Source organism: Caproiciproducens faecalis (assembly GCF_019448085.1).
Classification (GTDB): domain Bacteria; phylum Bacillota; class Clostridia; order Oscillospirales; family Acutalibacteraceae; genus Caproiciproducens; species Caproiciproducens faecalis.
Window position 1 is genome coordinate 289,062 of record NZ_JAGFNZ010000001.1, and the last position, 26,172, is coordinate 315,233.

Consider the following 26,172-nt stretch of genomic DNA (forward strand, 5'->3'; position numbering starts at 1 on the left):
CATCATGGAGAAGAGAGAACTGATCTGTATCGGCTGCCCGCTCGGCTGCATGATTACCGTAAATATGCAGGATGGTAAGGTGGTGAAGGTAACCGGGAATACCTGCCCACGCGGAGAAAAATATGCTTTGAAGGAAGTTACATGCCCAACAAGAATTGTAACGTCTTCGGTAGGGGTTTCCGGCGGGGACATTCGTGTGCTGTCAGTAAAAGCAAGGGAAGCGGTTCCCAAAGATAAAATATTTGATTGTGCAAATGCTTTAAAATCCATCAAAGTGGCCGCTCCGGTCAGAATCGGAGATATCGTTTTGAAGGACGCGGCGGGGACAGGGATTCCTTTTGTGGCTACCAAAAATGTAAAATCCGGCGGTACCCTCTGAGATAACCCGGTTATCTCCTGCTTCTGTCACTGTGCGGCGGGGCCGCATACAGTGTGATTTTTCCTCAGCCTTATTACACATTTATTATTAAACACAAATATCGTTGTACAAATATGGAATGATCCACTCGGGGAATGAGCCTAACAACAGGTTTTATATGGGTTGGAATTAGTTACAGCGGAGCTTTTCGGTTTGGTCAGGACTTGTAAAGCTGTGTAAATTTTAAGGCAAACCATCAAATTCTGCGGGCATTGTGGCTGCGGTAAAAGTATTGAAAAGGTTGATAAAGGGAGGAAAAAACAATGGCGAAATATTTAATTGGTCTGGACAGCGGAACAACGGGACTCAGGAGCAAGATTTATGATTTGAGCGGGAACGTAATCGCGCAGGGATACCGAGAGTATGATTGTGTTTATTATAAACCGGGATGGATCGATCAGGACATCAACATGATGGTCGAAGCGATGTACGACTCGCTGGCGGAGGTTGTGGCAAAAGGGAAAAAAGCCGGAGTGGACCCCAATGAAATTGCGTCAATCGGCTTATCTACCCAGCGTATTCTACATATGTATGTTGATAAGAACGGCAACGTCATGCGCAACGGCATGGGAATTTCCTGGCAGGATTCCCGCTGTGAGGCGGAGGCAAAATGGATGAGTGAATTCGGCGACGAATACACTCAGATTACGGGTCTTCCAGTAGGTACCGCATGGGGAAGCGGTAAAGTGAAATGGGTTTTGAATAACGAGCGGGAGACTTATGAGAAAGCTTCCAAAATTCTGACCACGCAGGAATATTTTCTGTATAAGCTCGGCGCAAGAGACGGCTGGTTCCAGGACTGGTCGAACGCTTCTTATTTTGGGCTGCTCGATGTACAGACAATGGAGTTCAGCGACCCGCTTCTGAAACGGTTCGGCATCAGCAAAGATAAATTGCCCCGTCTGGTCGGTTCCGGCTGGCAGGTAGGAACAATCGACAAGTATGCGAGCGAGCGCACCGGGTTACCAATCGGTATGCCGGTTTGTACCGGCGGCGGTGACCAGCAGTGTGCCGGAATTGGCGCGGGCGTCATACATGAAGGTCTGTGTGAGGTGACCTTTGGGACCTCCGGGGTCAGTTTGGCCGCTCTCGATACACCTAAGCACGATCCCAACAAGAAGGTTTCCCTTTCGGCTGCTGCTTTCCCGGAAAAGGCGTGGGAGTCAGAAGGACTGCAGATGGCGGCCGCCAGCAGCTACCGTTGGTTCCGCGACACCGTCGGTCAGGTATGCAAGATGATTGAACCAATTACACAGACCAGCCCTTACCAGATTCTTGACAGACACGCGGAAAAGGCACCCGTTGGCAGCAACGGCGTCATCTTCCAGCCGTATCTGGCCGGGTCCAACTGTCCGAACTACGACGGCACGGCCCGCGGCGCTTTCCTGGGACTTAGCTTTAAGAGCGATTTCGCATCTCTGGCGCGCTCGGTGCTGGAAGGCGTAACCCTGGAAGCCAGGAGTGTTTTGGAGGCGTTCTATTCCTTTATAGATATCGATGAAATCATCCTAAGCGGCGGCGCGACTAACTCCAAACTTTGGTGCCAGATTCAGGCGGATGTTTACAATCGTCCCGCAACAATGCTTAAGGAAGGCGAATGCACGGTTATGGGCGCGGCTATTTTGGGCGGCGTGGGCGCCGGCGTGTTCAAGAGCGTACAGGAAGGCGTAGACACAATGGTTAAGAAGGTAAGTACCTATGAGCCAAATCCGAAGACAGTACCGCAGTATAACGAACTGTACGACTTGTTCAAGACCGCCTACAGCTCGCTTGCGCAGGGAGATTTCTATCAGAAACTAAATAATTTTACTGAAAATCATTAATAGCATTTCCGGCTGCGAAAGCCTGAAAACGACTTTCGCAGCCCCGCAAAAAGGAAGGAGTTCATCATGTTAAATCGATTAATGCCTCCCGTATTTAAGTACGACGTTGGCAATATGAAGGATTTGAATGAGCGGATTAAACGCTGGCCGGATTACGATCAGATTCCGAAAATAGATCTGGAGGACGTGATCGTCGGCAAGGACGCTATTGAGCAACTGCCTGACGCACTGCAGTCTTTGCATGTCCAGGCCGGGCAAAGGGTGCTCGCGGTAATGGACGAGACGGTCATTCTCCGCAAGGGAGAAAAAGTAAAGGAACAGGTACAGGCGCTGCTGAGCCACGCCGGGTACGCTGTTGAAAGGCTTGTCCTTAAGGGGGACGAGTACGGGATCGTTCACGCGGACGCAAACCAGGTTCAAACGGTTCAGTCGCATCTGGATAAAACCTGCGCGGTCATTTCCATCGGCTCGGGAACCGTTACGGATATTGCAAAGCACGCATGCTTTCTTTATCGAAATGAAAACAACTGTGAACGTATTCCACTGATTTCCTTTATGACGGCCAATACGGTACCGGCCTATACGTCCTTTTCCTCCATCATTTCCAAGGACGGTGTCAAACGGACATGGCCTTCCCGTACACCGAACATAGTTGTGATGGACGTACAGACTCTGATGGATTGTCCGCTGCACTATACAGTGGGTGGCGTGGGCGATCTTTTTCCGGTGTTTGGTGCTTTCGCGGATTGGTATCTGGCCGACTGCATGGGTACCGCAACGGTACTGGACGGCTGCTGGCGTATTGTGGACGACATCAAAGAGCTTTTGATTCCGTATATGGAAGAAGTGGCCAATCGGTCTTTTGTCGGAATGGAAGTATTGGGGAAGTGCCTGTTGGTAACCGGGCTCACTATGACGTTTGCACGAGATTCCGTGCCGGTTTCCGGCTATGAGCATGTCATCAGTCATATGCTGGATATGACTGCGAATTACGACAAGAGAAAGACAGGGGTACACGGTCAGCAGGTGGGCGAATCGCAAATTCTCGCTTTAATCAATATGGAAAAGCTCGTCACCCGTCTTAATAGAAAACTGGCGGATGAAGAAATCGATATTAGCAATTGCTATCCTTCAGAGGAAGAAATGAAGAAAAAGGTTCTGGATACATTTCAGTCAATCGACCCCTCGGGAAAAATGGGCAGCGAATGCTGGAACGATTACAGCCAGAAGCTGAAAAAATGGAACGATAACCGCCCGAAATTTGAAGCCTTCTTAAAGGAGTGGCCCAAACACCGCACCGTTCTCAAAGAGCTGCTTCCTCACACAGCGCTTGACTGTGCACGGGCGTTGAATAAAGCGAAGCACCCACTGCTTTTTGACGAGCTGGACGCGCCTGTCACGGAAGAACGCTTCCGTTGGGCCATGCGCTGTGCCAATTTAATGCGCAAGCGCTTTACTTCCGCTGATTTGACCTATTTCCTTGGATGGTATGATGAGGATTGGGAAAATGACATTATCAGCCGATATTATGAAATAGTGAGAACTGTGCGTGCTGAGAATTCCTCGGCGGCACACTGATAAAATCAGACTTCTTGACGCGGGGAAAAGAGGGAGTCTTTGGAGGTTAACCATGAGCGACAATCGTATTAAGGTAAACGCGGATCCAGACCATCTTCTGGACAGAATTAAATGCTTTGCGCTGGATATGGACGGAACGATCTATCTGGGAGAACAGTGGATAGACGGTGCAAGGGACTTTTTGAACCGGGTGGAAGAAACTGGACGAAAATATGTTTTTATGACCAATAACTCTTCTAAAAGTGCGGATGTATATTTTGATAAGCTGGAGCGTATGGGGTTGAAAATTCGCCCTGAGCAGCTGATTACCTCTGGTCATGCGACCGTGGATTTTCTAAAGAAAAATTTTCCGGGCAAAAAAGTTTTCTTGCTGGGGAACCCCATGCTGACCGCGGAGTTTGAAAAAATGGGAATTCCGCTGGACGACGAGCATCCGGATTTGGTTATTACAGCTTTCGATACCTCTCTGGATTACAAAAAAATGTGCAAGGTCTGCGATTTCGTCAGAGAGGGGCTTCCGTACATAGCGACGCATCCGGATTTTAACTGCCCGACGGAGACCGGGTTTATTCCGGACGCTGGTTCCATTCACGCCTTTATAGAAGCTTCTACCAAACGCCGTCCAGACAAGGTAATCGGAAAGCCGAACCGTGAGATTGTAGAGTATACGCTGAAAATGACCCATTGCACGGAAAAAGAGACCGCTATGGTGGGTGACCGTCTGTATACGGATATTGCGGCCGGGGTCAACAACGGGTTGACGGGAATCTTTGTTCTCAGCGGCGAGGCACAGCTAAAGGACCTTCCGGATTCGGATGTCAAGCCTCATCTTATTTTTGATTCCGTCAAACAGATGATTCCCTGTTTGTAAAACCGATCTTTGTCATAAATCATTGAAAAGGGGGCGTTAGGAATGTCCATCAAATTGATTGCACTGGATGTTGACGGAACCCTGACCGATGAAGCGGGCAGAATCAGTACGGAAAATGCTTCCGCGGTAAAAGCGGCCATGGAATCCGGAATTCAAGTGATTCTGTCTACGGGCAGACCGCTTCAGGGAGTAGAGTCCATCTGCCGGGAGCTGGGGATGAACGGCCCGCTGATTCTGGGAAACGGGGCGCTGGTCCTGTCGGGAGATGAAGTATGGTATCAGGATTTTCTGGACCCGGAGGATTTGCGCTCTGTTTACGAACAGGGGATTACGGTTGGCGGCATCTCTATGCTGGCCTTCCAGCCAGAGATCATCCCCTTCTGGTTTCCGCAGGATATGGACAAAAACTGGCTGTCGAATATTCTGGATTCATTCCGGCTTTACAAGCGGTTCGATGTTCCTACACCGGCCGACCTGCCGCTTGAGCGGGTAAACAAGGTCATGTTTTTGGGTGACGCGCAGTCGGTCGCACAGGCGCTGGCCACATGGCCGGAGAAAATCGGGCATCTTGCGGCGGGTCGTTCCTACCCCTATTTGGGAGAGGTCAATACGCCGACGGCCAACAAGGGCAAAGCGCTGTCCATTGTGTGCGGGCGGCTGGGGCTTTCTCCGGAGGAGGTCATGGCGGTCGGGGACGGCGAAACGGATTTGCCCATGCTCGATTTTGCGGGAACAGCGGTATTTGTTCACCGGGGCTCCGCAATTCCGCCGCTGCCCGGTGGAGTGATTGTGGTTCCAACGGAAGAGCGCGATCGCGGCGTCGCCTGGGCGCTGGCGCACTGTATATGATTTTTTGGTTTTCTCAGGCAGTTGTAAATTTTGTACTTTTCATCCTGATCTTTTATCTTCTTTTAGAATTTGCGCACTGCCCTTTTTTAACAGGCTGCCGGTCCGTTCTGACGAGCGAATAGGCGGCCTGCTTTTTTATAATATAAAAGTGTGTGCGAAAAAATATCGGATGACAGAAAAATTAATTGAACCAGATATCTTCCAAATTCATAGAATGATAGTGAATATATTGAAAGCCTGAAGGAAACAGGCCCGCATTTTTGCGTTTCAAAACCCCGTACTCAGGCATTTTCAGAAATCCACAGGGAGTGATGCAGATATGGGTCGTAAAAGAACTCTCAGCCTGTGTGTCATTGTGAAAGAGGAAGAAAATACCATAGAAGGCTGTCTTGAAAGCGTAAGGGATCTCGCCGATGAAATCATTCTGATAAATACCGGTTCATCCGAAATCAGTGGGAAAATCACAGAAAAATTCGGGGCAAAGGTATATCCTTTTCCATGGAACGGCAGTATCAGCGACGCCAGAAATTATTCCATCGACAAAGCGGGAGGAAAGTGGGTGCTGCTGATGGATTCCTGTGAGGTATTTGAAAGAAGCGGACGCGAAGCGCTGATGGATTATGTTCAGAACTCGAAAACCCACGGATGCCATTTTACGGTTCTCAATTTTTCGGAAAACAGCAATGACGGCTCGCGTCAGCCCTTGGCAAATACCCTGCGTCTGCTGCGGAACAACGGAATTTACTGCTTCCGGGGGAAAATACATGAACAGCTCTTCAGAAAAGACGGCAAGAAGATCGCCAAAGGACTGTTCGAACGGAAGAATTTCAGAGTTTACCGGTTCGGCTGTGCGGATGAGAGCGCAAAGGAACGGCTGGAAAGGAAACGGAACTGTGCTGTCCTGATGAGTGAACTGGAAGAAGATCCGGAAAATCCCTTTCTCCTGTTTCATCTGGGGAATGAATACCTGTCGAATTCCGATTATAGAAACGCCGTGCTGTTTTACGACAGAGCGTACGCCGGAATGGAGGAATCACAGCCTTACGCATCCCATCTGGTTTATCGGCGCGCAGCTGCATATTATCATCTAAAGCAATATGAATCCTCTCTGAAAGCGATTGACGAGGCGCTCGCGCTCTATCCCCAGTGCACCGATTTGGAACTGCTCCGGGGGACGGTGTATGCGGAGTGGGGGAGATATACGTTGGCGATCGACAGTTTCCAGCGATGCATGCAGATGGGGGATTCCCCACCGGAGCTGAGGCTTGCCGGGGACAGTCCGGCCGGTCCGCTTTTATCGCTTGCCGGGTTGTACGTCCGCCTTTGTGATTATGAGAAAGCGCTGAATTGTTACAAACAGGCAGTTTTACAGGACACCGTTCATTATCAGACCCTGTACTCCGTCGGTCATGTACTGAACCTGATATATGACGATAAGAGAACCGCCGTTGCAAAGCTGACGGCGTTTTTTGCCAATCTGGATGACCCGCCGAACCTGATTGTACTGACGGATATTCTGATTGAAGAAAGGCTGTACGCCTACGGGGTTGTCTATTGGGATATTCTTGAAAAACAGCCCGGCTATGAGCAGGACAAAACATTTTTGAGGGCAAAGCTGTATTTTTATACACAGGAGTATCAAAAGGCCCGTGACCTTTTTGAGCCTCTGGTCATTACAAACACAGCTTGTTCCGTTTTGAGCAGGATTGGGGAAGAGAGCGCAGAGTACCTGTTTTTGCTGACTTTGATTCTCGACACCGGCGACACCGGAAAATGGATTCGTCTGGCGGAAAGATACTGTGACGGAACAACCGTGCGCACATTCCGGCAAATTTGGAACGTATACCGGGAAAACAGCGAGCAGGCTTTTTATAAAGAGGAAGATTGGAACAGCGTTTTAAACACAGTGACGGTTCTTTTTGGCCGGGTTATTCGTGTGCGGGAGTTCCATCTGTTTCAAAAACTGCTGTATGTTCTAAATGACATAGACAGTCCTGCGGCACTGACCGCTCTGGCCGGCGTGTATTTTGCCAATGGCTACGACACGCTGGCGGCTGACCAGATTGTGCGTTCAGTCAAAGAACTGAATTATCTGGACACCGCGGGGCTGAATATTCTGCTTCGTACAAGCAGAAAATAGAAAATTTCTGGGAAGAACGACAGCCGGCCGCTGATGCGGCCGGCTGTCGTTCTTTGTTTTTGTTAATTCTCTTCGAGGGATGATGTTTTGAAACGTTCCACCAGCATTTTCAGCATCTGCGCCTGTCCGTTCAGTTCTTCACTGGACGCCGCGCTTTCTTCCGAAGTGGCGGAATTGGTCTGTACAACCGCGGAGATCTGATCTACACCGGTTGTAATCTGATCGATTGAAAGAGCCTGATCTTTGGAGGCTTTGGAAATTTCATCAATCAGCTGAGTTGTTTTCTGGGCACTGTCAATCACCAGACTGAGCGACTGCGCCGTTTCCTGAACGATCTTTGTACCGTTGTTTACAGAGTAAATGGAGTTTTCAATCAGTGTGGTGGTGTTTGCCGCGGCTTCGGCACTCTTGCTTGCCAGATTTCTTACTTCATCCGCCACAACGGCAAAGCCCTTGCCCGCGGAACCCGCGCGCGCCGCTTCCACGGCGGCGTTTAACGCAAGAATATTGGTCTGGAAGGCAATATCCTGAATGGTTTTAATAATCTTTCCGATTTCGCCGGAAGACTGGCTCATATCCTCCATAGCCGCGACCAGCTTCTGCATCGACTCATTTCCGCGCTGAATTTCCACGGAGGTCTGTTCCGCAAGTTGGCTCGCGTTTGCCGCGTTGGAGGCGGTCAGATTGACCTGACCGGCGATTTCTGTAATAGAAGCGGACAACTCCTCTATTGAGCTTGCCTGTTCCGCCGCACCCTGTGCAAGCGCCTGTGACCCGTCTGCTACCTGACCGGAGCCGCTCGCGACCTGCTCCGCGGACTCGTAAATCCCCGAAAAAGTTTTTACCAATGTAGTTTTAATATTTTCCAGCGAATCTTTAATTTTGGAGAATTCTCCGACATAGTCGCATTGTAATTCAAAGGCAAGGTTGCCCACGGCAATCTGATCCAGAACCGAGGAAACCTCCTGAATATAGAGGATATATTCCCTGAGCCGGTCGACCGTGCGTGAAAAAGCTTGGGCAACCTGGCCGGTTTCATCTTTGGAGGTAATGTGGAGATCAACGTCCAGATCTCCGTCCGCAATTTTCCCCGCGGCGACCGTCAGCTTTTTCAGCGGGAGAATAATGCCTTTGGATACCAGAACAATCAGCGTCATCAGAATGAGCAGAGCGATTCCAAAAATAATGTAGACCGACATCTGCACCGCATTGTATTTTTCATTGAATTCTTTTTCCGGCAGGCCTGTTGTTACAGTCCAGCCTGTAGCTCCTATGGGGGACACATAGCCGTAATTGGTCTGATTCATAGCCGTGTATGTAATGGCTCCCGCAGTTTTGTTTTGAATTGCTGTGACAAGATTTTTGGACATATTGCTCTCGGAAACATTTTTATCATTCATTTCCTTGTCCGGATGATAAATGAATTTACCATCGTCCGTTGCCAGCATATAGAATCCAGTGTTACCCAGCTTATAGCCCGACACCATGGACTGCAGGTTCTTTATGCTGAAATCGATCGCGGTCACACCGATCAGGTTTTTGGTCCCTTTCTGGTAAACCGGCGCCACCACACTGACAGTCCATTCATTGGTATGTGCGTCCTGATACGGTTCCGTCAAGATGACTGTTTGCTTTTCCAAGAGCTCTTTGTACCAGGAGCGTTCCGTAATCTTCCAGTCCGCTCCGGATAAATATCCATCCGACTGTGTATATTGGCTGGAATCCACATCTGCAATCCACGAAATGACGATATTGTCCGGGTCGCTTTGCTTTACACTGTCCATCGAACGCTTTACGTTGTGGTACTCTTCTGTTGAAGTAAGGACGGTGCCGGGACCCGTTTTCAAAAAGATATCTTCGTATTGTGAGTTTGCAGCCATCTGAGTTGCAACTTCAGTATATTGGGCAAAATAGGCTTCAATCTGGTAGGAGGCAGCTTTGGAGTCTGTGGTGACCTGGTTATTTGTCAGCTGGGTAACCGTCTGCTTCACAGTGGTCAACACAATCGCCGCTGTTACACAAAACACAACTGCTACCGGAAGGACAACAAAGAGGAACATTTTGAATAGTACGCTTCTTTTTGGTTTCATGCCTGTATCACACTCCCTGCGTTATTTACAGGAAAACAAAATGGGGAACAGTAATCCTGTACTCCTTTTATCGGTTTATCTCACTAAAAGATTTGGGCGAAATCCTTGTTTTTTTAAATTTAGCACGTTTACCATTTCACATGTTTTTGGCATGAAAATTTTGGATATTTAAGATGCTGTTAATGTTTCAACAGAAAGAACCGAATGAGCAAAAAATGTTTTTTGCTCATTCGGTTCGGATTCGATTTGTTATTATTACTGTTTCACCTGAAAAGACTCGCAGTCCGTGCACTCTTCCACGGTCGGATTTGCCTCATGGGTACCTACTTTAATGCAGTCAAGGCTGCAGTAGTCCTGATTCTGGCAATGATATTCGCACTGGTCAACAGTACACTGAATGCTTTGATTGGCTTTTTTATCATTGTTCATCATTTTGAAAGACCTCCTTTCCAACAGATATTTTATCCGTAAAAATGTAAAATATCAGCTGGAAAGAGTTCGCAGAAAATGAAATCCGTCAAAACGGATGAATATGAAAATGCTGGTGCCCGGCACCCGGATGCTTATGATAAAATTCATCAATCAGATTCACTTTTTTCAAAAGGTCAATATCTTCCAGAAGCTCCTGTGCCGGTTTATCTGCGGCAACGGTGTGTTTTTCATCAAACAGCACCGCTCTGGTGGCGATTTCCTGAACCATCTCCAGATCATGTGTGGAGGAAATGAGCGTTTTCCCGGCTTTGTGCAGCTGAATCAGAAAAGAGACGAACCATCGCCGCGTCCGCGGGTCCAGTCCGTTCAGCGGTTCATCAAAAACAAGAACCTCCGGGTTGAGCGCCAGCACACAGGCAATGGCCACTTTCTTTTTTTCACCGCCGCTCAGATGATACGGCTGGCGGTGGCGAAAATTCTGAATGCTCAGAAGCGCGAGGCAATCTTCCACACGCTTTTCCACTTCCGTTTCCTCCATGCCCATTTGACGCGGGCCAAAGGCAATTTCGTCATATACGTCGGAGCAGAACAGCTGTGTGTCTGAGTTCTGAAAAACAAAGCCGACCCGCTGATGAAAGTGCTTGGAAAATACGGCGTCCTGCATTTTTTTCTGCGTAATACTTTCTCCGCCGAAAAGGTATTCCCCCGTGTCGGGAAAGATAATGCCGTTCAAAAGCTTTAAAAGGGTGGACTTGCCGCTTCCGTTGACTCCCATCAGGGCTACGGATTCCCCTTTTTCTATCCGCAGACTGACGCGCTTCAGCGCGGGGATTCCCTCATAGGAGTATGAGACATCGTTTAACTCAATCATTGATTTCATCCTAAATATACAAAAATGGTGATTAACAAAATATGAACCACGATATAAAGAAAATCTGCTGGGGTAAAGCGAAAACGCCGGCGTACACGGTAACTGCCGGTAAATCCCCGGCATTCCATCGCGGAGTACATATCCTCCGCCATTTCCTTCGATTTCAGGAACATCGTTCCGGCAATCCCTGAAAGAGAGGAATATTTTTCGACGTTTTTCCCGACCGATCTTAATTTCAGCGAATAAAACAGATCCAGAGACAGCTCGCCAAGCATGACGATATACTTGATGGTAATGTCCAGAACAAAAATAAAAATATCCGGGATAAAAAAGCTTTTCAGCGCGCCGGTAACGGCGTGCCATCCGGTAGTGTGGGACAGAATCCCGACCGCCGTGACGGTTGCCAGCGTTTTTAATGGAATCATCACAGGGCTGTACCGGTTCCCCATCAAAAATGCGGGCAGAAGAATCAGAAATGAGAAAAAAGAAATAATCAGGCCCGCTTTTATGACCCGGATAATCCTGTCGGCGGACATCAGGCTTAAAGCTGCCAGCAGATAAGCCCCGACGGCGGCAAGAAACCAGATGTTTCTGGAAACGGAAAGCAGCACAATCAGCAGAAACGTACAGGCCACCTTATAGACCGCATGTACGCTGTGCTTTCCGCCGGTGTAGCCGCTTTGTGCCCGGATGCGCGAAAGGATGCGCAGCAGGGAGAGGATACTTTTATCAATAAAAGTATCCCTGTCGGGAAGCGGTTGATAATTTTCATCCTTCAGCAGCCATTCGGGCATATCTTACGAGTTCCTTCCAAAGTTTATTCGTGAACGCTGTGGTTGGCTTTTTTCAGCGAAGAAATAATTTTAAATAAAATCAGCAGAAGGGCAACGCCTGCTACCGCGGAAAGAATATATCCCGCTATTTCGGGGATTCCGCCGACCGAGTAGTCGGGCATCATCGCTTCAAAGCTGAATCCGTTCTGCATCCCCTGTGGAATAAAGCCAAGTGCCTGACCGTTGGAGACAACCTCCTGAATTTCGTCGGCGCCCCACTCGCCCCATGCGGTGCCGGTGGCCAGAAGGCCGAGCGGTGTCATCAGAATCAGAGCGGCGAGCAGACCGTAAATGGCCTTGCTTTTTTCTTTTGCTCCTTCATAGATTGTGCCCGGAGAAACCTTTTTAATGAATGCGAAAATAGCAACGGTAAATACCGCTTCCACAACGCCGGCAACGAGCAGATGGGGAATCAGCATGGCCGGGATGGAAACAGACAGGGGGTACGGACTGTACAGGGCGTGACCCGCCGCGTCTTTGAACAGAAGCGGTTGGATTCCGAATTCAATGGCGGCGCAGAGCGCGGCAGCGTTGATGCCTATGTACGAACCGACGGCAATTCCAATAAACTCGCCTTTTTCGGTGCGCACTCTGTCTTTGATGAATTTATAAACAAAATATCCGACAAAAGGAAGAACAAATGCCATATTGAAGCAGTTTGCGCCGAATGAAAGGATTCCGCCGTCCCCAAAGAACAAAGCCTGTATCAGCAGTGCCACCGAAACGGAAATACACGCCGAAAACGGCCCCAACAGAATCGCAAGAAGGGTTCCGCCGACCGCGTGACCCGTAGTACCGCCCGGAAGAGGAACATTGAACATCATCATCAGAAAGGAGAAGGAAGCGCCGATCCCCAGAAGAGGCATCTTTGCCTTTGTAATTTCTTTTTTTACCTTTTTTACGGAAAGCGCCCACACGGGAGCTACCGCCGCACCCAGAGCCGCGCAGGTGGAAGGACTCAGATAATTGTCAGGAATATGCATGTTGTTACCTCTCAATCACAAAAAAATAACCCAAAAAGAAACTACTTCAGTAGTTGCTTCTTGAGCTCATTACATTCAATAAAAAAATGTCAGGTGTAAGCCTTCATGACTTACAATATCTGTAATAATATCACAGGGGAAGGCGTTTGTCAATTGGGGCTCGGCGGGGCATCTAAAAAGCGGAGAAGAAATATTTCAAAATTCCTCATTATTTTATTGACAAGATGTTTTTCAGAGAACATAATCTAATTGGAATAGATCGTTGACGTATTGCGTTTCCAAAAATCAGTCTGTATTCCTGTGTGCAGATCAAACCGGGCCGGTTGCTGTAATCGGCCCGGTTTGGTCGCCTTTTGGCAACGCTGTTTCCGCGGCAATTGTGATAGGTATTCTCCGCCGGATGCGGGGAATTATTGAAAATACAAACAGTACGGAGGGTTCACAATGAAAGTCATGTTAATCAACGGAAGTCCACACGAAAAAGGCTGCACTTACACGGCTTTGTGCGAGGTCGCCGGGGAACTTGAAAAAGCGGGCGTTGAGACCGAGATTTTTCAGGTCGGCCAGCAGCCGATCCGTGGCTGTGTCAGCTGCGGCTTCTGCAAAAAGAACAAAGGCAACAAATGCGTGTTCGGCAATGACCCCGTAAACGCCGCGCTGGAAAAAGCAAAGGATATGGACGGCTTCATTTTCGGGTCCCCCGTTCATTACGCGTCGGCATCCGGAATGATGACTTCTTTTCTGGACCGGTTTTTCTACGCCGGAACCGTTCTGAAGTACAAGCCGGGCGCGTCCGTTGTCAGCTGCCGCCGCGGCGGCGCAACGGCTGCGTTTGACCAGCTGAATAAATATTTTACAATTTCCAGCATGCCCGTTGTTTCTTCTCAGTACTGGAATATGGTACACGGCAACACGCCGGAGGAAGTGCGGCAGGATCTGGAGGGGCTGCAGACCATGAGGACGCTGGGCAGAAACATGGCCTGGCTTTTAAAATCCATTGAGGCCGGAAAACAGGCGGGAGTTTCGCTTCCGGAACCGGAAGAGCCGCAGATCACGAATTTTATCCGGTAAGCTCGCGTAAACAATCATAAAAATTGCCTGTACCGAAAGGGAACAGGCAATTTTTTATAAGATTATTTCCCCGCCAGCAGGAAATACAGAATAACCACGAGTCCCAGAACAATCCGGTAATAGCCGAACGCTTTGAAGTCATGCTTTTTAATGTAGCCCATCAGGAACTTGATGGCAAAGACGGAAACGAGGAACGCCGTAATCATTCCGGTTGCTAAAATCATCCCTTCCGCGGGGGTAAAGGCGAACCCGAACTTCAGCATCTTGATTAGGCTTGCTCCGAACATCACGGGAATCGCAAGGAAAAAGGTGAACTCTGCCGCAATGCTTCTGGAGGTCCCGATCAGCATAGCGCCGATAATAGTGGCCCCGGAACGGGATGTGCCGGGGATCAGCGCCAGAATCTGAAAGATCCCGATAAAAAAGGCCGTTTTATAGGTGAACTGAGAGAAATTGCGGATGGCCGGTCTCTTGTTCCGGTTGCGGTTTTCGATCACGATAAACAGTACTCCGTAGAGAATCAGGGTCACGGCCACGGTCTGATAGTTGTAAAAGATTTTGTCAATCTGATCGTTAAACGGAATGGCAACAGCGGCAGGCAGACAGGCAACGATTACCTTCAGCCACAGGTCAACCGTTTCCCTTTTTTGGATTGCGGTCTTCTTGGGGGAAAAGGGATTCAGCTTATGAAAATACAGTACGACGACCGCCATAATGGCACCGAGCTGAATGACTACCAGAAACATTTCCTTAAACGCGGGGGTTATGTTCAGTTTGATAAATTCATCCGCCAGAATCATATGGCCGGTACTGCTGATTGGCAGCCACTCGGTCAGGCCCTCTATAATTCCGAGAAGAAAAGCTTTCAAAATATCGATTAAGACCACTGTTATCACTCAAATCTTAAGTATTTATCGGGGCGTAAAGCCCGATTGTTTTCTATTATAAAATACTTATCTGTCAAATACAAGCAAATTAAAGCGCCGTCCCGCGTTTTTACGGGGCGGCGCTGAGTCTAAGCAGGGATGTCAGGCGGCGGCACGGCGGGAAATCCCGTAAAGCCGCTTGAAATTGGGCCTTCCGGCCGAATCGAGCAGATGGGCTTCTTCGTCCGCGTCCTCGCTCCGATTTTGGTTAAGTGCGCGGATAATCTGTTCAGCGCTGCGGATGCCGATTCCGTGCCCGTAATACTGATCTCCGCCAAGGTCAATGACGTTTTCTCCCTGCCACTGCGGAACCAGCGGGTCTACATCCGGATTCGCAAAGTACCGGCGGTCCCCCGGCAGATAGACGTCTCTTTTCACGATATAGCCCACTTCACGGAGAAGCGGGTCAATGTGGTGCCAGTTCATCAGTTCGATTTTCGGGAAGGTCTTGTCAAACAGAGTATCTCCGAAAACGGTCAGCAGAGCTTTGTAATAAACGATCATCATCGCGGTCGCGCACTCCGTACCGTACTTGGAGCCGTTTTCGTAGATATCCATAATCGCTTTGGACGGTTTCACGCCGCTTTTCAGCAGGAAACCGCCTTCCTCCGTCCTTTTCCAATAGTCCGGGTTGCACCGGGTTTCGCGGAAAATTTCAAATCCCATTCCGCTCCGGTAAAGCTGTTTAGAGGCTTCCATGATTTCCTTGCGCAGTGTCAGCTCAAATTTCAGCTGATCCACAGAGTCGTAGGTGTTGTTTCCGTTGGCCGCAAGCTGGTCAAGAATCGCTTTTTCCACGCCGCCCGGCGCGTATTCTCCCACACTGTCCGGCTGAACCGTATTTCCTGCTATCACAATCATACCAGTTCCCTCCGGCCATACTTGGCGATGTCAATCTGTCTGCCGACCGGATACTGCATCCATTGGCTCCAAGACGACTGATTCTGAGAATGCAGGCTGCTGGAAAAGGTGGCGAGAACGGCCTGCTCCTCTCCTTTGGCTTCGTGGAACTGTTCCAGATTGGCCAGCTCTTCTTCGGTCAGCGGCGTCAGCGGTCTGTTGTAGCGGGGAGAGATATCCTTACAAAGGTACTTTGCCTCCTGATTTACCCCGCAGACACAGGGCGCGTTGGTCAGCTGAAGACTTTCCCCTGTGAAATAGACGTAGGGGCTGTTTTCATCGAGCCATGCAAGGTAGTCCTCGTACTGCTTTTGCTTGTCTCTGTTCGTGTTGAGCGGCGTGTTTTCCGGAATATTCAGCAGCAGGCGCGCCAGCTCCACATCCTTTCTGCTGGGCGAACGCAGCCTTGACGCAAGGAGTCTGAGCGACTGGGGGTCACGCGCCTGAAAGAACGCCCAGACCATGTCGTGATTGTAGACTCCCCTGCGGTTGCGGCGGAAAATTAAATCCGCCATGACCGGCAGAACCGTTTTTTCGTGGTGTGTTTTAACCAGCACGGACGCGGTAATGTCCAGTACCTGGTCAAAATCGCTGCTCAGCCCGTCGTCCGCTGCCCCGGTGTTGAGCATCCAGAGCATCGCGGAATGGACTTCCTCGCTTTTTAAGGAAATTTCGCTTCCCGTTCCGTCCGACGGATACTTTGCGCTCATGATTTTTTGACATATGTTCAGCGCTGTGCGGTTGCGCCCACTGAGCTCCCGGTACAGGCCGCGCTCCCTGATTTCCGGCTGCAGGACAAACAGGGTCGCAAAGAGCAGCCGGTCGTCGTTGATGAGTCTGACGGCGGTTTGCCGGTTGCCCCTTTCCGTTCTCAGAAGGGTGTTTTTGCAGAAGTTCGCTCCCCGCGCGCGTCTGATACGGTCCAGATAGCCTGTGGAACCGTTATTGCCCGAATTCATCTTTATCGCGCTTCTTTCCATATACGGAATAGCCCCTCGGGGCCTTCCTTCCATAATATTTTGAAAGCGTGTTTTTGGTTTCTGCGATTGATGGAGTAAACGGTAAAAAAAGAAGAATTCTAATACGGTACCCCGATAGCCCTACAGCGGTTGACAAATTTTGCAAAATCATATACATTAAATCCATAGTAAATTTATATGGATTAACAAGGATGTGAGCGCTTGAATTTCATTGTTACCGCGGGCGGTACGCGGGAAAGGATCGACGCGGTCCGTACCATCGCGAACGAGGCGACCGGTAAACTGGGCAGCCTGATTGCGGATGAACTGAACAGCAGGCTGGCCGGGCAGGAACATACCGTCTATTATCTTTGCGGCACGGGTTCCTGTCTTCCCAATACACAGGACGGGAACATCCGCGTCATTCCCATTGAGGGGACGGACAGTCTGCAGGAAACGCTGATCGGCCTTTTGAAAGAGAAAAAGATCAGCGCGGTGATTCATTCCATGGCGGTAAGCGACTATAAGGTAAGCTGCGTGACCACACCGGAACAGATTGCGAACGCGCTTGCGGAAAAATTCCGTTCTGCCGCGGCCCCGCATACAGAAAAAGAGTGGGAGCAGGCGGTCAGAGAAGCGTTCTTTTCCAGTCCGATCAGCGCGAAACACAAAATCAGCTCCGACCTGAAACATCCGGCGCTGGTACTCGAAAAAACACCGAAAATTATCGGCCTGATCAAAGACGCCAGTCCCCAAACTCTTCTGGTCGGGTTTAAGCTGCTCAGCGGGGTAAGCCGAAAAGTGCTGATCGATACGGCGTATCATCAGCTGAAAAAAAACCGCTGCACTTACGTTCTTGCCAATGATATGGATTCCATTGAGAAAGGAAACCACGAAGGATTCCTTGTGGATGAAAGCGGAAACTATACGGCGTATTCCGGTAAGGAACAGATTGCGAAGGGCGTTGCGGACAGTGTACTGAAAAAGCTGATGGAGGTTAAGAAATGAAAAGCATGATATTGGGAGTGACCGGAAGCATTGCGGCGTATAAAGCCGCCGATCTGGCTCACCGCTTTTATAAACAGGGATATGAGGTAGAGGTAATCCTCACCAACGGCGCCACAAAATTCATCACGCCGCTCACCTTCCGCAGCCTGACGCAGAACCGCGTGTATACGGATGTGTTTCAGGACGATTTTCCGCATGAAATCAAGCATATCTCCCTCGCGACCAAAGCGGACGTTGTGCTGATCGCTCCCGCTACCGCCAACATCATCGGGAAAATTGCCTCCGGCATTGCGGACGACATGCTTTCCACCACGGTGATGGCCGTCAAGAATAAACCGGTGCTGATTGCGCCGGCGATGAACACAAATATGTGGGAAAATTCTATTGTGCAGGATAATATTGCAAAATTGAAAAAATACGGATATCAGTTTATAGAGCCGAAGGAAAGCCTTCTCGCGTGCGGAACCCTTGGAAAAGGCGCGCTCGCCGATCTGGACGATATCTGTAATGCGGTAAACGCCGCGGTCAATCCGTAACGTTTCACGTTCCATTCCATCTTCATAACTTCTCCACAATCTGTTGATAGAATGAAGCCAAAACAGATCAGAGGAGTGCATAAAATGGCTAAATTTTCAAAATCTGCGCCCGGCCGGAAACCAGCCGTGCAGAAAAAAAGCAATCAGACTCTTTTTATCAGCATCGGCCTTCTGGTCCTTGCTGCCGCCGCTTTTTTCCTTTTTAAAGGACTGAGCGCACCTAAAACGGATTCTCCGTCCGGAGCGGCCTCTGTCGGTACGGCACAGACGGGCTCGGATGTTCAGATTACAAAAAGCGAAATTACCGAAACAGCGAAATTTATTCCCTATAACGCCGACGGAACCAGCATGGAGCTGATTGCCGTGAAAGCGCCTGACGGCACCGTCAGAACAGCGCTGAATACCTGTCAGGTCTGCTATGATTCCGGCAGGGGGTACTATGTGCAGGAGGGCGACGAGCTTGTCTGCCAGAACTGCGGCAACCGCTTTCAGATCAGTCAGGTAGAAAAACAGAAAAACGGCTGCAATCCCGTGCCGATTTTGGATGACAGCAAAACGGACGACGGCACGACGATTACCGTTTCAAAAGATTATTTGCAGCAGAGCAAAGCTTTGTTTGAAAATTGGAAAAAATGATGCGTCAAGGAGCAGAATCGCCGGCAGGCGGTTCTGCTTTTCTGGTACCGGGCGTTTCCGGTAAAATTCAGGCCGCATCTTCATAAAATCTTCACAGCGGGCTGATAGGATGCAAATACAAGATTATGAAACGGGAGAAATGATATGGAACGGAAGCTGGCGCAAAAAACACTGAACATAGATGGGATGACATGTGCGAACTGTGCTCTGAAAATTGAAAGCACACTCGGCGGGCTTTCCGGTGTGGAAAAGGCTTCAGCAAGTTACGGCAGCGGAACAGCCACCGTCGTTTACGACCCGGAAATCATCAGCCTGTCAAAAATCATTGAGGAAATCGAGAAGCTGGATTATCATGTAATAGACGGCCAAACTCCAAAGAGCGGGAATCAAGAAAGCGCTGTAAAAGAAAAGCCGGAAGGTATGGCTGACAAAAAATTCGTCAGCCAGCTGATTGGAATCGGGCTGCTCCTCTTTGCGGGCTATTTGATTATTCAAAATACAGTCGGTCTGAATTTTATTCCGGAAGTTTCCCAGAACATGGGGTACGGCATTCTGTTTGTGGTCGGTCTGATTACTTCTCTGCACTGTGTGGCAATGTGCGGCGGAATCAATCTTTCGCAGTGCGTTTCTTACCGGTACGGCGAAAACGAAACGGGAAAATGGGCGAAGCTGAAACCCAGCCTGATGTATAACGCGGGCAGAGTGCTTTCCTATACGGTTGTGGGCGGTGTTGTCGGCGGTCTGGGTTCCGTTGTCAGTTTCTCCGGAACGGCAAAGGGAATCGTCGCGATTCTGTCCGGCGTATTTATGGTGATTATGGGTCTGAATATGCTCGACCTGTTTCCGTGGCTGCGGCGATTTGTCCCACGGATGCCCAAGTTCGTCGGCAGCAAAATTTACCGCAATCAGGGAAAACGCGGACCGTTCTATGTGGGGCTCCTGAACGGGCTGATGCCCTGCGGCCCGCTGCAGGCTATGCAGATTTACGCCCTCGGCACGGGGAGTATCCTGGCGGGCGCGTTGTCCATGTTTGTGTTCAGCCTCGGTACGGTGCCGCTGATGTTCGGCTTCGGTGCGCTCAGCTCTTTCCTGAGCAGTAAATTTACTCATAAAATGATGAAGGCCAGCGCCGTTCTGGTAATGCTTCTGGGTATTGTCATGCTGAACCGCGGCTTTGCCCTGTCGGGAATCGGGTTTCCCGGTGTCTCCGCTTCGGCGGCCGGGGCGGACAATGTTGCCAGAATCGAAAACAATGTGCAGACCGTATCCACCACGCTGCAGTCCGGCAGCTACAGCCCGCTTGTCGTGCAGAAGGGCGTGCCCGTAAAATGGACGATCAAGGCCGACGCGGATTCGCTGAACGGCTGCAACAGAACGATCACCATCCCACAGTACAATCTGACCAAAACGCTGGAGCCGGGCGATAACGAAATTGAATTCACCCCGCAGGAGACCGGCAATATCACCTATACCTGCTGGATGGGGATGATTCGCAGCAATATTACGGTCGTGGACGACCTTGCCAATATCAACCCGCAGGACGTCCGGCAGGACTCCAACCCTCTGTCAGGCGCGCTTTCCGCGGGCGGGTGCTGTGGCAACACCCCCGCGAGATTTGCGAACGGCGGCGTTCCGACTGACAGCATCGGTGTTGCCAAAATCAGCGGCAAAGAGCAGGAGGTGACCGTCAAAGTGGACGACCAGGGCTATACTCCCGCCGTCGTTGTCCTGCAAAAAGGAATTCCGGCCAGAATCAAATTCGACACCGCCCGGCTGAATTCCTGCAACTATCTTGTTGCTTTCCCCGAGTACGGCGGTCAGCTGGATTTGAATTCGGATAAGGAAACGCCGCTGATTACGCCCGTGCAGGATTTCACTTTCCAGTGCGGGATGGGAATGCTCCATGGCTATGTGAAGGTGGTTGACGACCTGAGCAAGGCGGATCTGGATGCGATCAAAGCCGAAGTACAGAATTATGTTCCCGCGAGCGGCGGTTCAGGCTGCTGCGGATAATCAGGAAAGAAGGAATTTGAATGCTAAGAATTTTTAAACGGATGAAAGCTTCTTTTAAGCGCTCCTTGGATCGGATGGCAAAGGAAAACCAGAAGCAGTTCGGCGGCGGTGTTCCGGATTGCTGCAAGATGAACAGTCAAACCCAGAACAACACCCGAAAATAACATACATGATTACGGAATTTTTCAGCAATCGTGGTATAATAATCAAAACGGCAGGCTCCTTTTTGAAAAAGGGGCTTTTGTCATTGGAGGGAAAAGCCTGTGAGCCGGAACGCAAAGCGGATTTTAATTGTGGACGATGAACCGAAAATTGTGGAGGTTGTCAAATCCTACCTTGAGAAGGATGGATTTGCCGTACGGGGAGTTTTCAGCGGGAAAGAAGCCTACGAAAGCTTTGGAAGGGAAAAACCGTCCTTAATCATTCTTGACTGGATGCTTCCCGACACGACGGGGGAAGAAATCTGCCGGACACTGCGGCAGAAATCGGATGTTCCCATTATCATGCTGACCGCGAAGGTGGAGGAAGAGGATATTCTTCGCGGACTGCAGATCGGTGCAGATGATTATGTGACCAAACCGTTCAGCCCCCGTCAGCTTGTGGCAAGGGTAGAGGCGGTTTTACGCAGAACGGAAAGCGATTCCGCTCCGATTCTCTCTTTTCGCGGGGGAGAGCTGACCGTGGATATGGACGGGTACGACGTCCTGCTGAGCGGCCGGCCAGTGGGACTCACCCCCAATGAATTTAAAATTGTCTGTGCGCTGGCCAGGCATCCGAACAAGGTATTTACCCGCGAGGAGCTGATCGCCATTGTCAGCGGTGATGATTTCAACGGATTCGACCGGGTCATCGACACTCATATTAAAAATATTCGCCAGAAGATCGAAACGGACACGAAAAATCCGAAGTATATTCTGACGGTTCACGGGGTTGGCTATAAGTTCGGAGGTGATTGAGCTGAAATACAGTTTAAAGTCAAAATTGTCGTTTTCCTATGCGGTGATGTCCCTCTTGATGGTCGCCCTCATCAGCTTTTGTATCAATGTTCTTCTGCAGAGCCGGTTTCAGGACTATGTCATCAAAGAGCGTGAACAAAAAAACACCGAAATCGTCAGTATGATTGAAAAACAGTACAATGGACTGAACGGCGGATGGAACACCGGCACCATTGAAAATATCGGCGTGAGTGCGCTGGAACAGGGGGTCATTGTCCGGCTGAAGGATGCAAAAGGGAAAACGGTCTGGGATGCCACCGTCCACAACAACGGCCTTTGTGTGCAGATGCTTACCCATATGTCCGAAAATATGAACAGCCGCTATCCCGGTTTCAAGGGTGGGTACGAGCAGAAAACGTATTCTTTGAAATCCGGAGGGCAGGAGGTCGGTCACGCGGAACTGGGGTATTACGGCCCTTATTATTTTACAGACAACGACATCGCTTTTTTAAACAGTCTCAACTCCATCCTGATTGCAGTTGGTGTTTTGTCGCTGATTATGGCGCTGATTTTAGGCGCGTTTATGGCAAAGCGGGTAAGCGGGCCGATTTCCAAGTCCATCCGTGCCGCGGGGCAGATTGCAAAAGGGAATTTTCAGCAGAGAATAACGGAAAGTTCCGGAACAAGGGAAATGGCGCAGCTGACGGATACGATCAACCATCTGGCGGATTCCTTGGAAAAGCAGCAGGATTTACGAAAGAGAATGGCTGCCGACGTCGCGCACGAACTGCGCACACCGCTGGCAAATCTGCAAAGCTCTATGGAAGCGATGCTAGACGGAATTTGGGAGCCCAGCGAAGAAAGGCTGGAGAGCTGCCACGAGGAAATCATCCGGCTGAACCGTCTGGTCGGCGATCTGGAAAAACTGGAACGGTATGAAGCGGAGAATGCTTCTCTTACGATCAGCGTGTTTGATCTTTCCGGGATCAGCCAGTTGATTCTGAATAATTTTGAATCGGAATTTCGCAAAAAAGGCATCGCCCTGCATTTTGAGGGAAAGTCCGTGACCGTTCAGGCGGACAGGGACAAAATCACTCAGGTCATTACCAACCTGGTTTCCAACGCGCTGAAATACACCCCGGAAGACGGGAATGTGAGCGTGAGCGTACAGGAATCGGAGCGCGGCGCGGAGCTGTCCGTAGCCGATACAGGCAAAGGAATTCCGCCCGAAGACCTTCCGTATATTTTTGAGCGGTTTTACCGGGCAGATCGGTCACGCAACAGGAGGACCGGCGGGCTTGGATTGGGGCTTACCATCACAAAAGCCATTGTGGACGCCCACGGCGGAACCATTGAAGTGGTGAGCGAGGTTGACAGGGGGACAACCTTTACAGTTACCCTGCCAAAAGACTGAAAACAGCTGCAAACCGGGTAGTTGTTCGGCCGCAACAATATTCTTGGAATTTATGACAAATTCCCCCTTTAATTTTCAGATAATACGATAAGTATTTATTTTTCGACTTGTCTTTTCAACATATCTATTTAATGGTATAATTTTCCTAATTCTATTTTTCATCCGCAAACGTATCCCTTTGTGCCAACCGCTACGCGAAAGGACTGTTGAAGATGACGGATCAATTTATGCAGGTTTTACTAAGGCGGCTCCCGTTTGGCTATGCATTCCACCGGTTGCTTCTCAACGGGCGGGGTGAAGCGGAGGATTCCTTGTTTCTTGATGTGAACAGCGCTTTTGAAAAGATGACGGGGCTTTTGAAAGGCTCCGTTATCGGAAAGAAAGCAACGGAAGTATTTGCCGGTGTAAAGGCAGGCAGCTTTCATTGGACAGCATTTTATGCGGATGCGGTTTCCACAGGAGAGACGCGTGAAACCACACAATTTATCGATATTTTTCAGAAATGGTTTAAGGTCACGGCGTTTTCTCTTCAGGAGGAATACTTTGTCACCATTTTTCAGGACGTTACTGCGGAAATGCAGAACCTGCACCAGCTGAAAAAACAGACAAAGCAGATTGAAACGGCTTATCGCGATCTGGATATTATTTTCAACAGTACCCATGACGCGATGTTTCTGGCGGAGTACAAAGACGAAACATTAAATTATATTCGCCTGAACAGCGCCCATCAAAAGCTTTCCGGGTTCCGCCCTCAGGATATACAGGGGAAAACACCCGTTGAAGTGTGGGGGACAGAGATCGGACCGGGAATTCAGGAAACCTATCTTCACAGCATGATGTCCGGGATCAATAAGACCTACGAAGAAAAGCTGGTGCTGAATCACGGCGATACTTATTTTTTGACCAGTTTGACTCCTGTTTATGAAAATGGGGCGCCGAAATATCTGGTTGGGTCAAGAAAAGATGTCACCGAGCTGAAAAAGATGGAAAAAGACCGGGACGAGCTTTTGCTGCGACTGGAATCCATGTTTAATGAGCACTCGGCCGTGATGATGATTATTGAACCGGAAACAGGGAAAATACTGGACGCAAACCCGGCGGCCTGCACGTTTTACGAATACTCCCGGGAAGAGCTTCTTACGATGGACATCCATGAAATCAATGTGATGCCGAAAGAAGAGGTGGAAAAGCGCCGTTCGTTGGCGCTGAACGGCAACAAACGGTATTTTCTTTTCCCGCACCGCCTGAAAAGCGGGCAAATCCGGCTGGTGGATGTTTATTCCTCCCCAATCAGGTATGCGGGGCAGACACAGCTCTTTTCCATTATTTTTGATGTAACGGACCGAGAAAGATACCGGGAGGATCTGTATTTTGAAAAAGAACTGCTGAGTACTACGCTGGAATCTATCGGTGACGGAACGGTCACGACGGATATTATCGGAAGGATTACTTCCCTGAACAAGGCCGCGGAAGAGATTATCGGGTGGAGCGATCAGGAAGTAAAAAACCATCCCTTTAAAGATATTTTTAAGCTGAAAAGCGAGGAAACGGGAAAACCGGTGGAGGATCCGGTTTCCAAGGTTTTGCTGACGGGCAAGATTATCGGTCTTGCAAATCATACCGTACTAATCAACAAGCAGGGAATTCCCGTCCCCATTGCGGACAGCGCCGCACCGATCAAAAACAAAAACGGACAGACTTTCGGCGTTGTGATGGTTTTTCGTGATGTGACAAAGGACAAGGAGCAGCAGGAGCAGATTCTTTTCCTCAGCTACCACGATCCGCTGACGGGCCTTTATAACCGCCGTTTTCTGGAAAGGGAAATGGAACTGCTGGACGAGCCGTCCCGGCTGCCCTTGGCGGTCATCATGGGGGATGTCAACGGGCTGAAGATAACCAACGATGTTTTCAGCCATGAGGCGGGGGACAGACTTTTACAGAAAGCCGCGCACATTTTGATGAGCAACTGCGGCAGAGATGATGTGATTTCCAGATGGGGCGGGGACGAGTTTCTGATTTTGCAGCCAAATACCACCATGGAGGCGGCACAGGAAACCATTCAGAAAATGAAGAGCCAGTTTGCCCCTGCCAGCGAGGGTGAGTTACACCTGAGTGTTGCACTGGGCTGCGCGGTAAAAACAAACCCGGAGGAGTCTTTGCAGCGCGTGCTTCAGGAAGCGGAGGAAAGCATGTACCATCAGAAGCTTCTGGAAGGGAAAAGCTACCGGAACAGCATTATTAATACTCTGCTTGCCACTCTGTATGAAAAGAGCATGGAAACGGAGGAGCACGCGGAACGGCTGAGGGACACCTGCCGTGCCATCGGTTCCGAATTTAAATTCTCTGAAGAAGAGATGAGCGAGCTTTCGCTTCTGGCTATTCTGCATGATATCGGCAAAGTGGGGATTAATCAGAACATTCTGCAGAAGCCGGGCCCGCTCACGCCGGAGGAGTGGGAGGAAATGAGACGTCATCCCGAAATCGGATACCGCATTGCGCAGAATACTCCGGAATTGATGGTGGTGGCGGAGTACATTCTTTCCCACCACGAGCGTTGGGACGGAAAGGGTTACCCAAGGGGCATCAGCGGGGACAATATTCCGGTACAGTGTCGTATTTTAGCTGTTGCAGATGCCTATGACGCAATGACAAACGACAGGGTATACCGCAAAGCGCTGAAGCATGAAGAAGCCATTTCGGAACTGGAGCAAAACGCTGGGACGCAGTTTGATCCTTACATTGTCGAGCTTTTTGTCAAAACAATGAATGAGTATCCATTTGCTTAAAAGAGGAACCGGCCGTTTTCGCGCGGCCGGTTTCTTTATAAAAGTGCGGATACGGGGGATTGTAATATCGGGATATGAGTGCTATAGTGAAAAAGAAATA

Annotated in this window: 23 protein-coding genes; 15 read left to right on the forward strand and 8 right to left on the reverse strand. The window is 49.7% G+C overall.

All coding sequences use genetic code 11. The features are described 5' to 3' along the window. Nucleotides 1-4 precede the first annotated feature (4 nt). From J5W02_RS01360 to J5W02_RS01385, 6 genes are all read left to right on the forward strand, one after another. Nucleotides 5-379 carry a DUF1667 domain-containing protein gene (locus J5W02_RS01360; protein WP_219963859.1) on the forward strand — a complete coding sequence of 125 codons (375 nt, stop codon included), beginning with the start codon at nucleotides 5-7 and terminating at the stop codon, nucleotides 377-379. A 302-nt stretch (nucleotides 380-681) separates the two neighbouring features. Then, on the forward strand, nucleotides 682-2,241 hold the full coding sequence (locus J5W02_RS01365; protein ID WP_219963860.1) for an FGGY-family carbohydrate kinase: 1,560 nt from the start codon (nucleotides 682-684) through the stop codon (nucleotides 2,239-2,241). 66 nt (nucleotides 2,242-2,307) lie between these two features. Beyond that, entirely contained in the window at nucleotides 2,308-3,819 is a 1,512-nt protein-coding gene (locus J5W02_RS01370) for an iron-containing alcohol dehydrogenase (protein WP_219963861.1), read from the forward strand. Between the two features lie 52 nt (nucleotides 3,820-3,871). Beyond that, entirely contained in the window at nucleotides 3,872-4,690 is an 819-nt protein-coding gene (locus J5W02_RS01375) for an HAD-IIA family hydrolase (RefSeq protein ID WP_219963862.1), read from the forward strand. A gap of 42 nt (nucleotides 4,691-4,732) precedes the next feature. Next, a complete protein-coding gene (locus J5W02_RS01380; protein WP_219963863.1) occupies nucleotides 4,733-5,539 on the forward strand; it encodes an HAD-IIB family hydrolase in 807 nt (268 codons plus the stop codon). A 319-nt stretch (nucleotides 5,540-5,858) separates the two neighbouring features. Further along, nucleotides 5,859-7,679, forward strand: coding sequence for a glycosyltransferase (locus J5W02_RS01385; RefSeq protein WP_219963864.1), 1,821 nt, complete (start codon nucleotides 5,859-5,861; stop codon nucleotides 7,677-7,679). 62 nt (nucleotides 7,680-7,741) lie between these two features. Here the strand turns inward: J5W02_RS01385 and J5W02_RS01390 are convergent, their stop codons facing one another. The 5 genes from J5W02_RS01390 to cbiM form a co-directional block, all read right to left on the reverse strand. Continuing rightward, a complete protein-coding gene (locus J5W02_RS01390; protein WP_219963865.1) occupies nucleotides 7,742-9,769 on the reverse strand; it encodes a methyl-accepting chemotaxis protein in 2,028 nt (675 codons plus the stop codon). A 255-nt stretch (nucleotides 9,770-10,024) separates the two neighbouring features. Further along, nucleotides 10,025-10,201, reverse strand: a complete 177-nt coding sequence (locus J5W02_RS01395) for a DUF1540 domain-containing protein (RefSeq protein ID WP_219963866.1) — start codon at nucleotides 10,199-10,201, stop codon at nucleotides 10,025-10,027. A gap of 85 nt (nucleotides 10,202-10,286) precedes the next feature. Then, nucleotides 10,287-11,072 (reverse strand): energy-coupling factor ABC transporter ATP-binding protein, encoded by a 786-nt coding sequence (locus J5W02_RS01400; protein ID WP_219963867.1) that lies wholly within the window; start codon nucleotides 11,070-11,072, stop codon nucleotides 10,287-10,289. Nucleotides 11,073-11,077: 5 nt separating this feature from the next. Beyond that, on the reverse strand, nucleotides 11,078-11,866 hold the full coding sequence (locus J5W02_RS01405) for an energy-coupling factor transporter transmembrane component T (protein ID WP_219963868.1): 789 nt from the start codon (nucleotides 11,864-11,866) through the stop codon (nucleotides 11,078-11,080). A gap of 23 nt (nucleotides 11,867-11,889) precedes the next feature. Beyond that, entirely contained in the window at nucleotides 11,890-12,888 is a 999-nt protein-coding gene (cbiM, locus tag J5W02_RS01410) for a cobalt transporter CbiM (RefSeq protein WP_219963869.1), read from the reverse strand. A gap of 444 nt (nucleotides 12,889-13,332) precedes the next feature. Here cbiM and J5W02_RS01415 point away from each other — a divergent pair, with 444 nt between their 5' ends. Further along, nucleotides 13,333-13,959: a flavodoxin family protein gene (locus J5W02_RS01415; RefSeq protein WP_219963870.1), complete on the forward strand. Its 627-nt coding sequence runs from the start codon at nucleotides 13,333-13,335 to the stop codon at nucleotides 13,957-13,959. Nucleotides 13,960-14,021: 62 nt separating this feature from the next. Here the strand turns inward: J5W02_RS01415 and J5W02_RS01420 are convergent, their stop codons facing one another. From J5W02_RS01420 to J5W02_RS01430, 3 genes are all read right to left on the reverse strand, one after another. Continuing rightward, complete coding sequence (locus tag J5W02_RS01420; protein WP_219964414.1) at nucleotides 14,022-14,846, reverse strand: undecaprenyl-diphosphate phosphatase; 825 nt, start codon at nucleotides 14,844-14,846, stop codon at nucleotides 14,022-14,024. Between the two features lie 141 nt (nucleotides 14,847-14,987). Next, on the reverse strand, nucleotides 14,988-15,746 hold the full coding sequence (locus J5W02_RS01425) for a protein-glutamine gamma-glutamyltransferase (RefSeq protein WP_219963871.1): 759 nt from the start codon (nucleotides 15,744-15,746) through the stop codon (nucleotides 14,988-14,990). Then, nucleotides 15,743-16,744 (reverse strand): hypothetical protein, encoded by a 1,002-nt coding sequence (locus J5W02_RS01430; protein ID WP_219963872.1) that lies wholly within the window; start codon nucleotides 16,742-16,744, stop codon nucleotides 15,743-15,745. The genes J5W02_RS01425 and J5W02_RS01430 overlap by 4 nt, the downstream gene beginning before the upstream one ends. Nucleotides 16,745-16,966: 222 nt before the next feature. Here J5W02_RS01430 and J5W02_RS01435 point away from each other — a divergent pair, with 222 nt between their 5' ends. The 8 genes from J5W02_RS01435 (at nucleotide 16,967) to J5W02_RS01470 (ending at nucleotide 26,072) form a co-directional block, all read left to right on the forward strand. Next, nucleotides 16,967-17,752, forward strand: coding sequence for a phosphopantothenoylcysteine decarboxylase domain-containing protein (locus J5W02_RS01435; protein ID WP_219963873.1), 786 nt, complete (start codon nucleotides 16,967-16,969; stop codon nucleotides 17,750-17,752). Continuing rightward, the gene (coaBC, locus tag J5W02_RS01440; RefSeq protein ID WP_219963874.1) at nucleotides 17,749-18,288 is read left to right on the forward strand and encodes a bifunctional phosphopantothenoylcysteine decarboxylase/phosphopantothenate--cysteine ligase CoaBC; all 540 of its coding nucleotides are present in this window, start codon (nucleotides 17,749-17,751) and stop codon (nucleotides 18,286-18,288) included. Before J5W02_RS01435 ends, coaBC begins: the two co-directional genes overlap by 4 nt. Before the next feature lie 84 nt (nucleotides 18,289-18,372). Beyond that, nucleotides 18,373-18,924, forward strand: a complete 552-nt coding sequence (locus tag J5W02_RS01445) for a DUF2318 domain-containing protein (RefSeq protein ID WP_219963875.1) — start codon at nucleotides 18,373-18,375, stop codon at nucleotides 18,922-18,924. A gap of 144 nt (nucleotides 18,925-19,068) precedes the next feature. After that, on the forward strand, nucleotides 19,069-20,937 hold the full coding sequence (locus J5W02_RS01450; protein WP_219963876.1) for an urease accessory protein UreH domain-containing protein: 1,869 nt from the start codon (nucleotides 19,069-19,071) through the stop codon (nucleotides 20,935-20,937). Nucleotides 20,938-20,957: 20 nt separating this feature from the next. Continuing rightward, nucleotides 20,958-21,101, forward strand: coding sequence for an LDCC motif putative metal-binding protein (locus J5W02_RS01455; RefSeq protein ID WP_219963877.1), 144 nt, complete (start codon nucleotides 20,958-20,960; stop codon nucleotides 21,099-21,101). A 99-nt stretch (nucleotides 21,102-21,200) separates the two neighbouring features. Next, nucleotides 21,201-21,893: a response regulator gene (locus J5W02_RS01460; RefSeq protein ID WP_219963878.1), complete on the forward strand. Its 693-nt coding sequence runs from the start codon at nucleotides 21,201-21,203 to the stop codon at nucleotides 21,891-21,893. Continuing rightward, nucleotides 21,868-23,286, forward strand: coding sequence for a sensor histidine kinase (locus tag J5W02_RS01465; RefSeq protein ID WP_330659644.1), 1,419 nt, complete (start codon nucleotides 21,868-21,870; stop codon nucleotides 23,284-23,286). The genes J5W02_RS01460 and J5W02_RS01465 overlap by 26 nt, the downstream gene beginning before the upstream one ends. A 212-nt stretch (nucleotides 23,287-23,498) precedes the next feature. Continuing rightward, nucleotides 23,499-26,072, forward strand: a complete 2,574-nt coding sequence (locus J5W02_RS01470) for a PAS domain S-box protein (protein ID WP_219963879.1) — start codon at nucleotides 23,499-23,501, stop codon at nucleotides 26,070-26,072. The last annotated feature ends 100 nt before the right edge of the window (nucleotides 26,073-26,172 follow it).

Excerpts from the sequence above, each read along its gene's own strand:
- J5W02_RS01360 (WP_219963859.1), top strand. The coding sequence starts at position 5 with ATGGAGAAGAGAGAACTGATCTGTATCGGCTGCCCGCTCGGCTGCATG.
- J5W02_RS01365 (WP_219963860.1), top strand. The coding sequence starts at position 682 with ATGGCGAAATATTTAATTGGTCTGGACAGCGGAACAACGGGACTCAGG.
- J5W02_RS01370 (WP_219963861.1), top strand. The coding sequence starts at position 2,308 with ATGTTAAATCGATTAATGCCTCCCGTATTTAAGTACGACGTTGGCAAT.
- J5W02_RS01375 (WP_219963862.1), top strand. The coding sequence starts at position 3,872 with ATGAGCGACAATCGTATTAAGGTAAACGCGGATCCAGACCATCTTCTG.
- J5W02_RS01380 (WP_219963863.1), top strand. The coding sequence starts at position 4,733 with ATGTCCATCAAATTGATTGCACTGGATGTTGACGGAACCCTGACCGAT.
- J5W02_RS01385 (WP_219963864.1), top strand. The coding sequence starts at position 5,859 with ATGGGTCGTAAAAGAACTCTCAGCCTGTGTGTCATTGTGAAAGAGGAA.
- J5W02_RS01390 (WP_219963865.1), bottom strand. The coding sequence starts at position 9,769 with ATGAAACCAAAAAGAAGCGTACTATTCAAAATGTTCCTCTTTGTTGTC.
- J5W02_RS01395 (WP_219963866.1), bottom strand. The coding sequence starts at position 10,201 with ATGATGAACAATGATAAAAAAGCCAATCAAAGCATTCAGTGTACTGTT.
- J5W02_RS01400 (WP_219963867.1), bottom strand. The coding sequence starts at position 11,072 with ATGATTGAGTTAAACGATGTCTCATACTCCTATGAGGGAATCCCCGCG.
- J5W02_RS01405 (WP_219963868.1), bottom strand. The coding sequence starts at position 11,866 with ATGCCCGAATGGCTGCTGAAGGATGAAAATTATCAACCGCTTCCCGAC.
- cbiM (WP_219963869.1), bottom strand. The coding sequence starts at position 12,888 with ATGCATATTCCTGACAATTATCTGAGTCCTTCCACCTGCGCGGCTCTG.
- J5W02_RS01415 (WP_219963870.1), top strand. The coding sequence starts at position 13,333 with ATGAAAGTCATGTTAATCAACGGAAGTCCACACGAAAAAGGCTGCACT.
- J5W02_RS01425 (WP_219963871.1), bottom strand. The coding sequence starts at position 15,746 with ATGATTGTGATAGCAGGAAATACGGTTCAGCCGGACAGTGTGGGAGAA.
- J5W02_RS01430 (WP_219963872.1), bottom strand. The coding sequence starts at position 16,744 with ATGAATTCGGGCAATAACGGTTCCACAGGCTATCTGGACCGTATCAGA.
- coaBC (WP_219963874.1), top strand. The coding sequence starts at position 17,749 with ATGAAAAGCATGATATTGGGAGTGACCGGAAGCATTGCGGCGTATAAA.
- J5W02_RS01445 (WP_219963875.1), top strand. The coding sequence starts at position 18,373 with ATGGCTAAATTTTCAAAATCTGCGCCCGGCCGGAAACCAGCCGTGCAG.
- J5W02_RS01450 (WP_219963876.1), top strand. The coding sequence starts at position 19,069 with ATGGAACGGAAGCTGGCGCAAAAAACACTGAACATAGATGGGATGACA.
- J5W02_RS01455 (WP_219963877.1), top strand. The coding sequence starts at position 20,958 with ATGCTAAGAATTTTTAAACGGATGAAAGCTTCTTTTAAGCGCTCCTTG.
- J5W02_RS01470 (WP_219963879.1), top strand. The coding sequence starts at position 23,499 with ATGACGGATCAATTTATGCAGGTTTTACTAAGGCGGCTCCCGTTTGGC.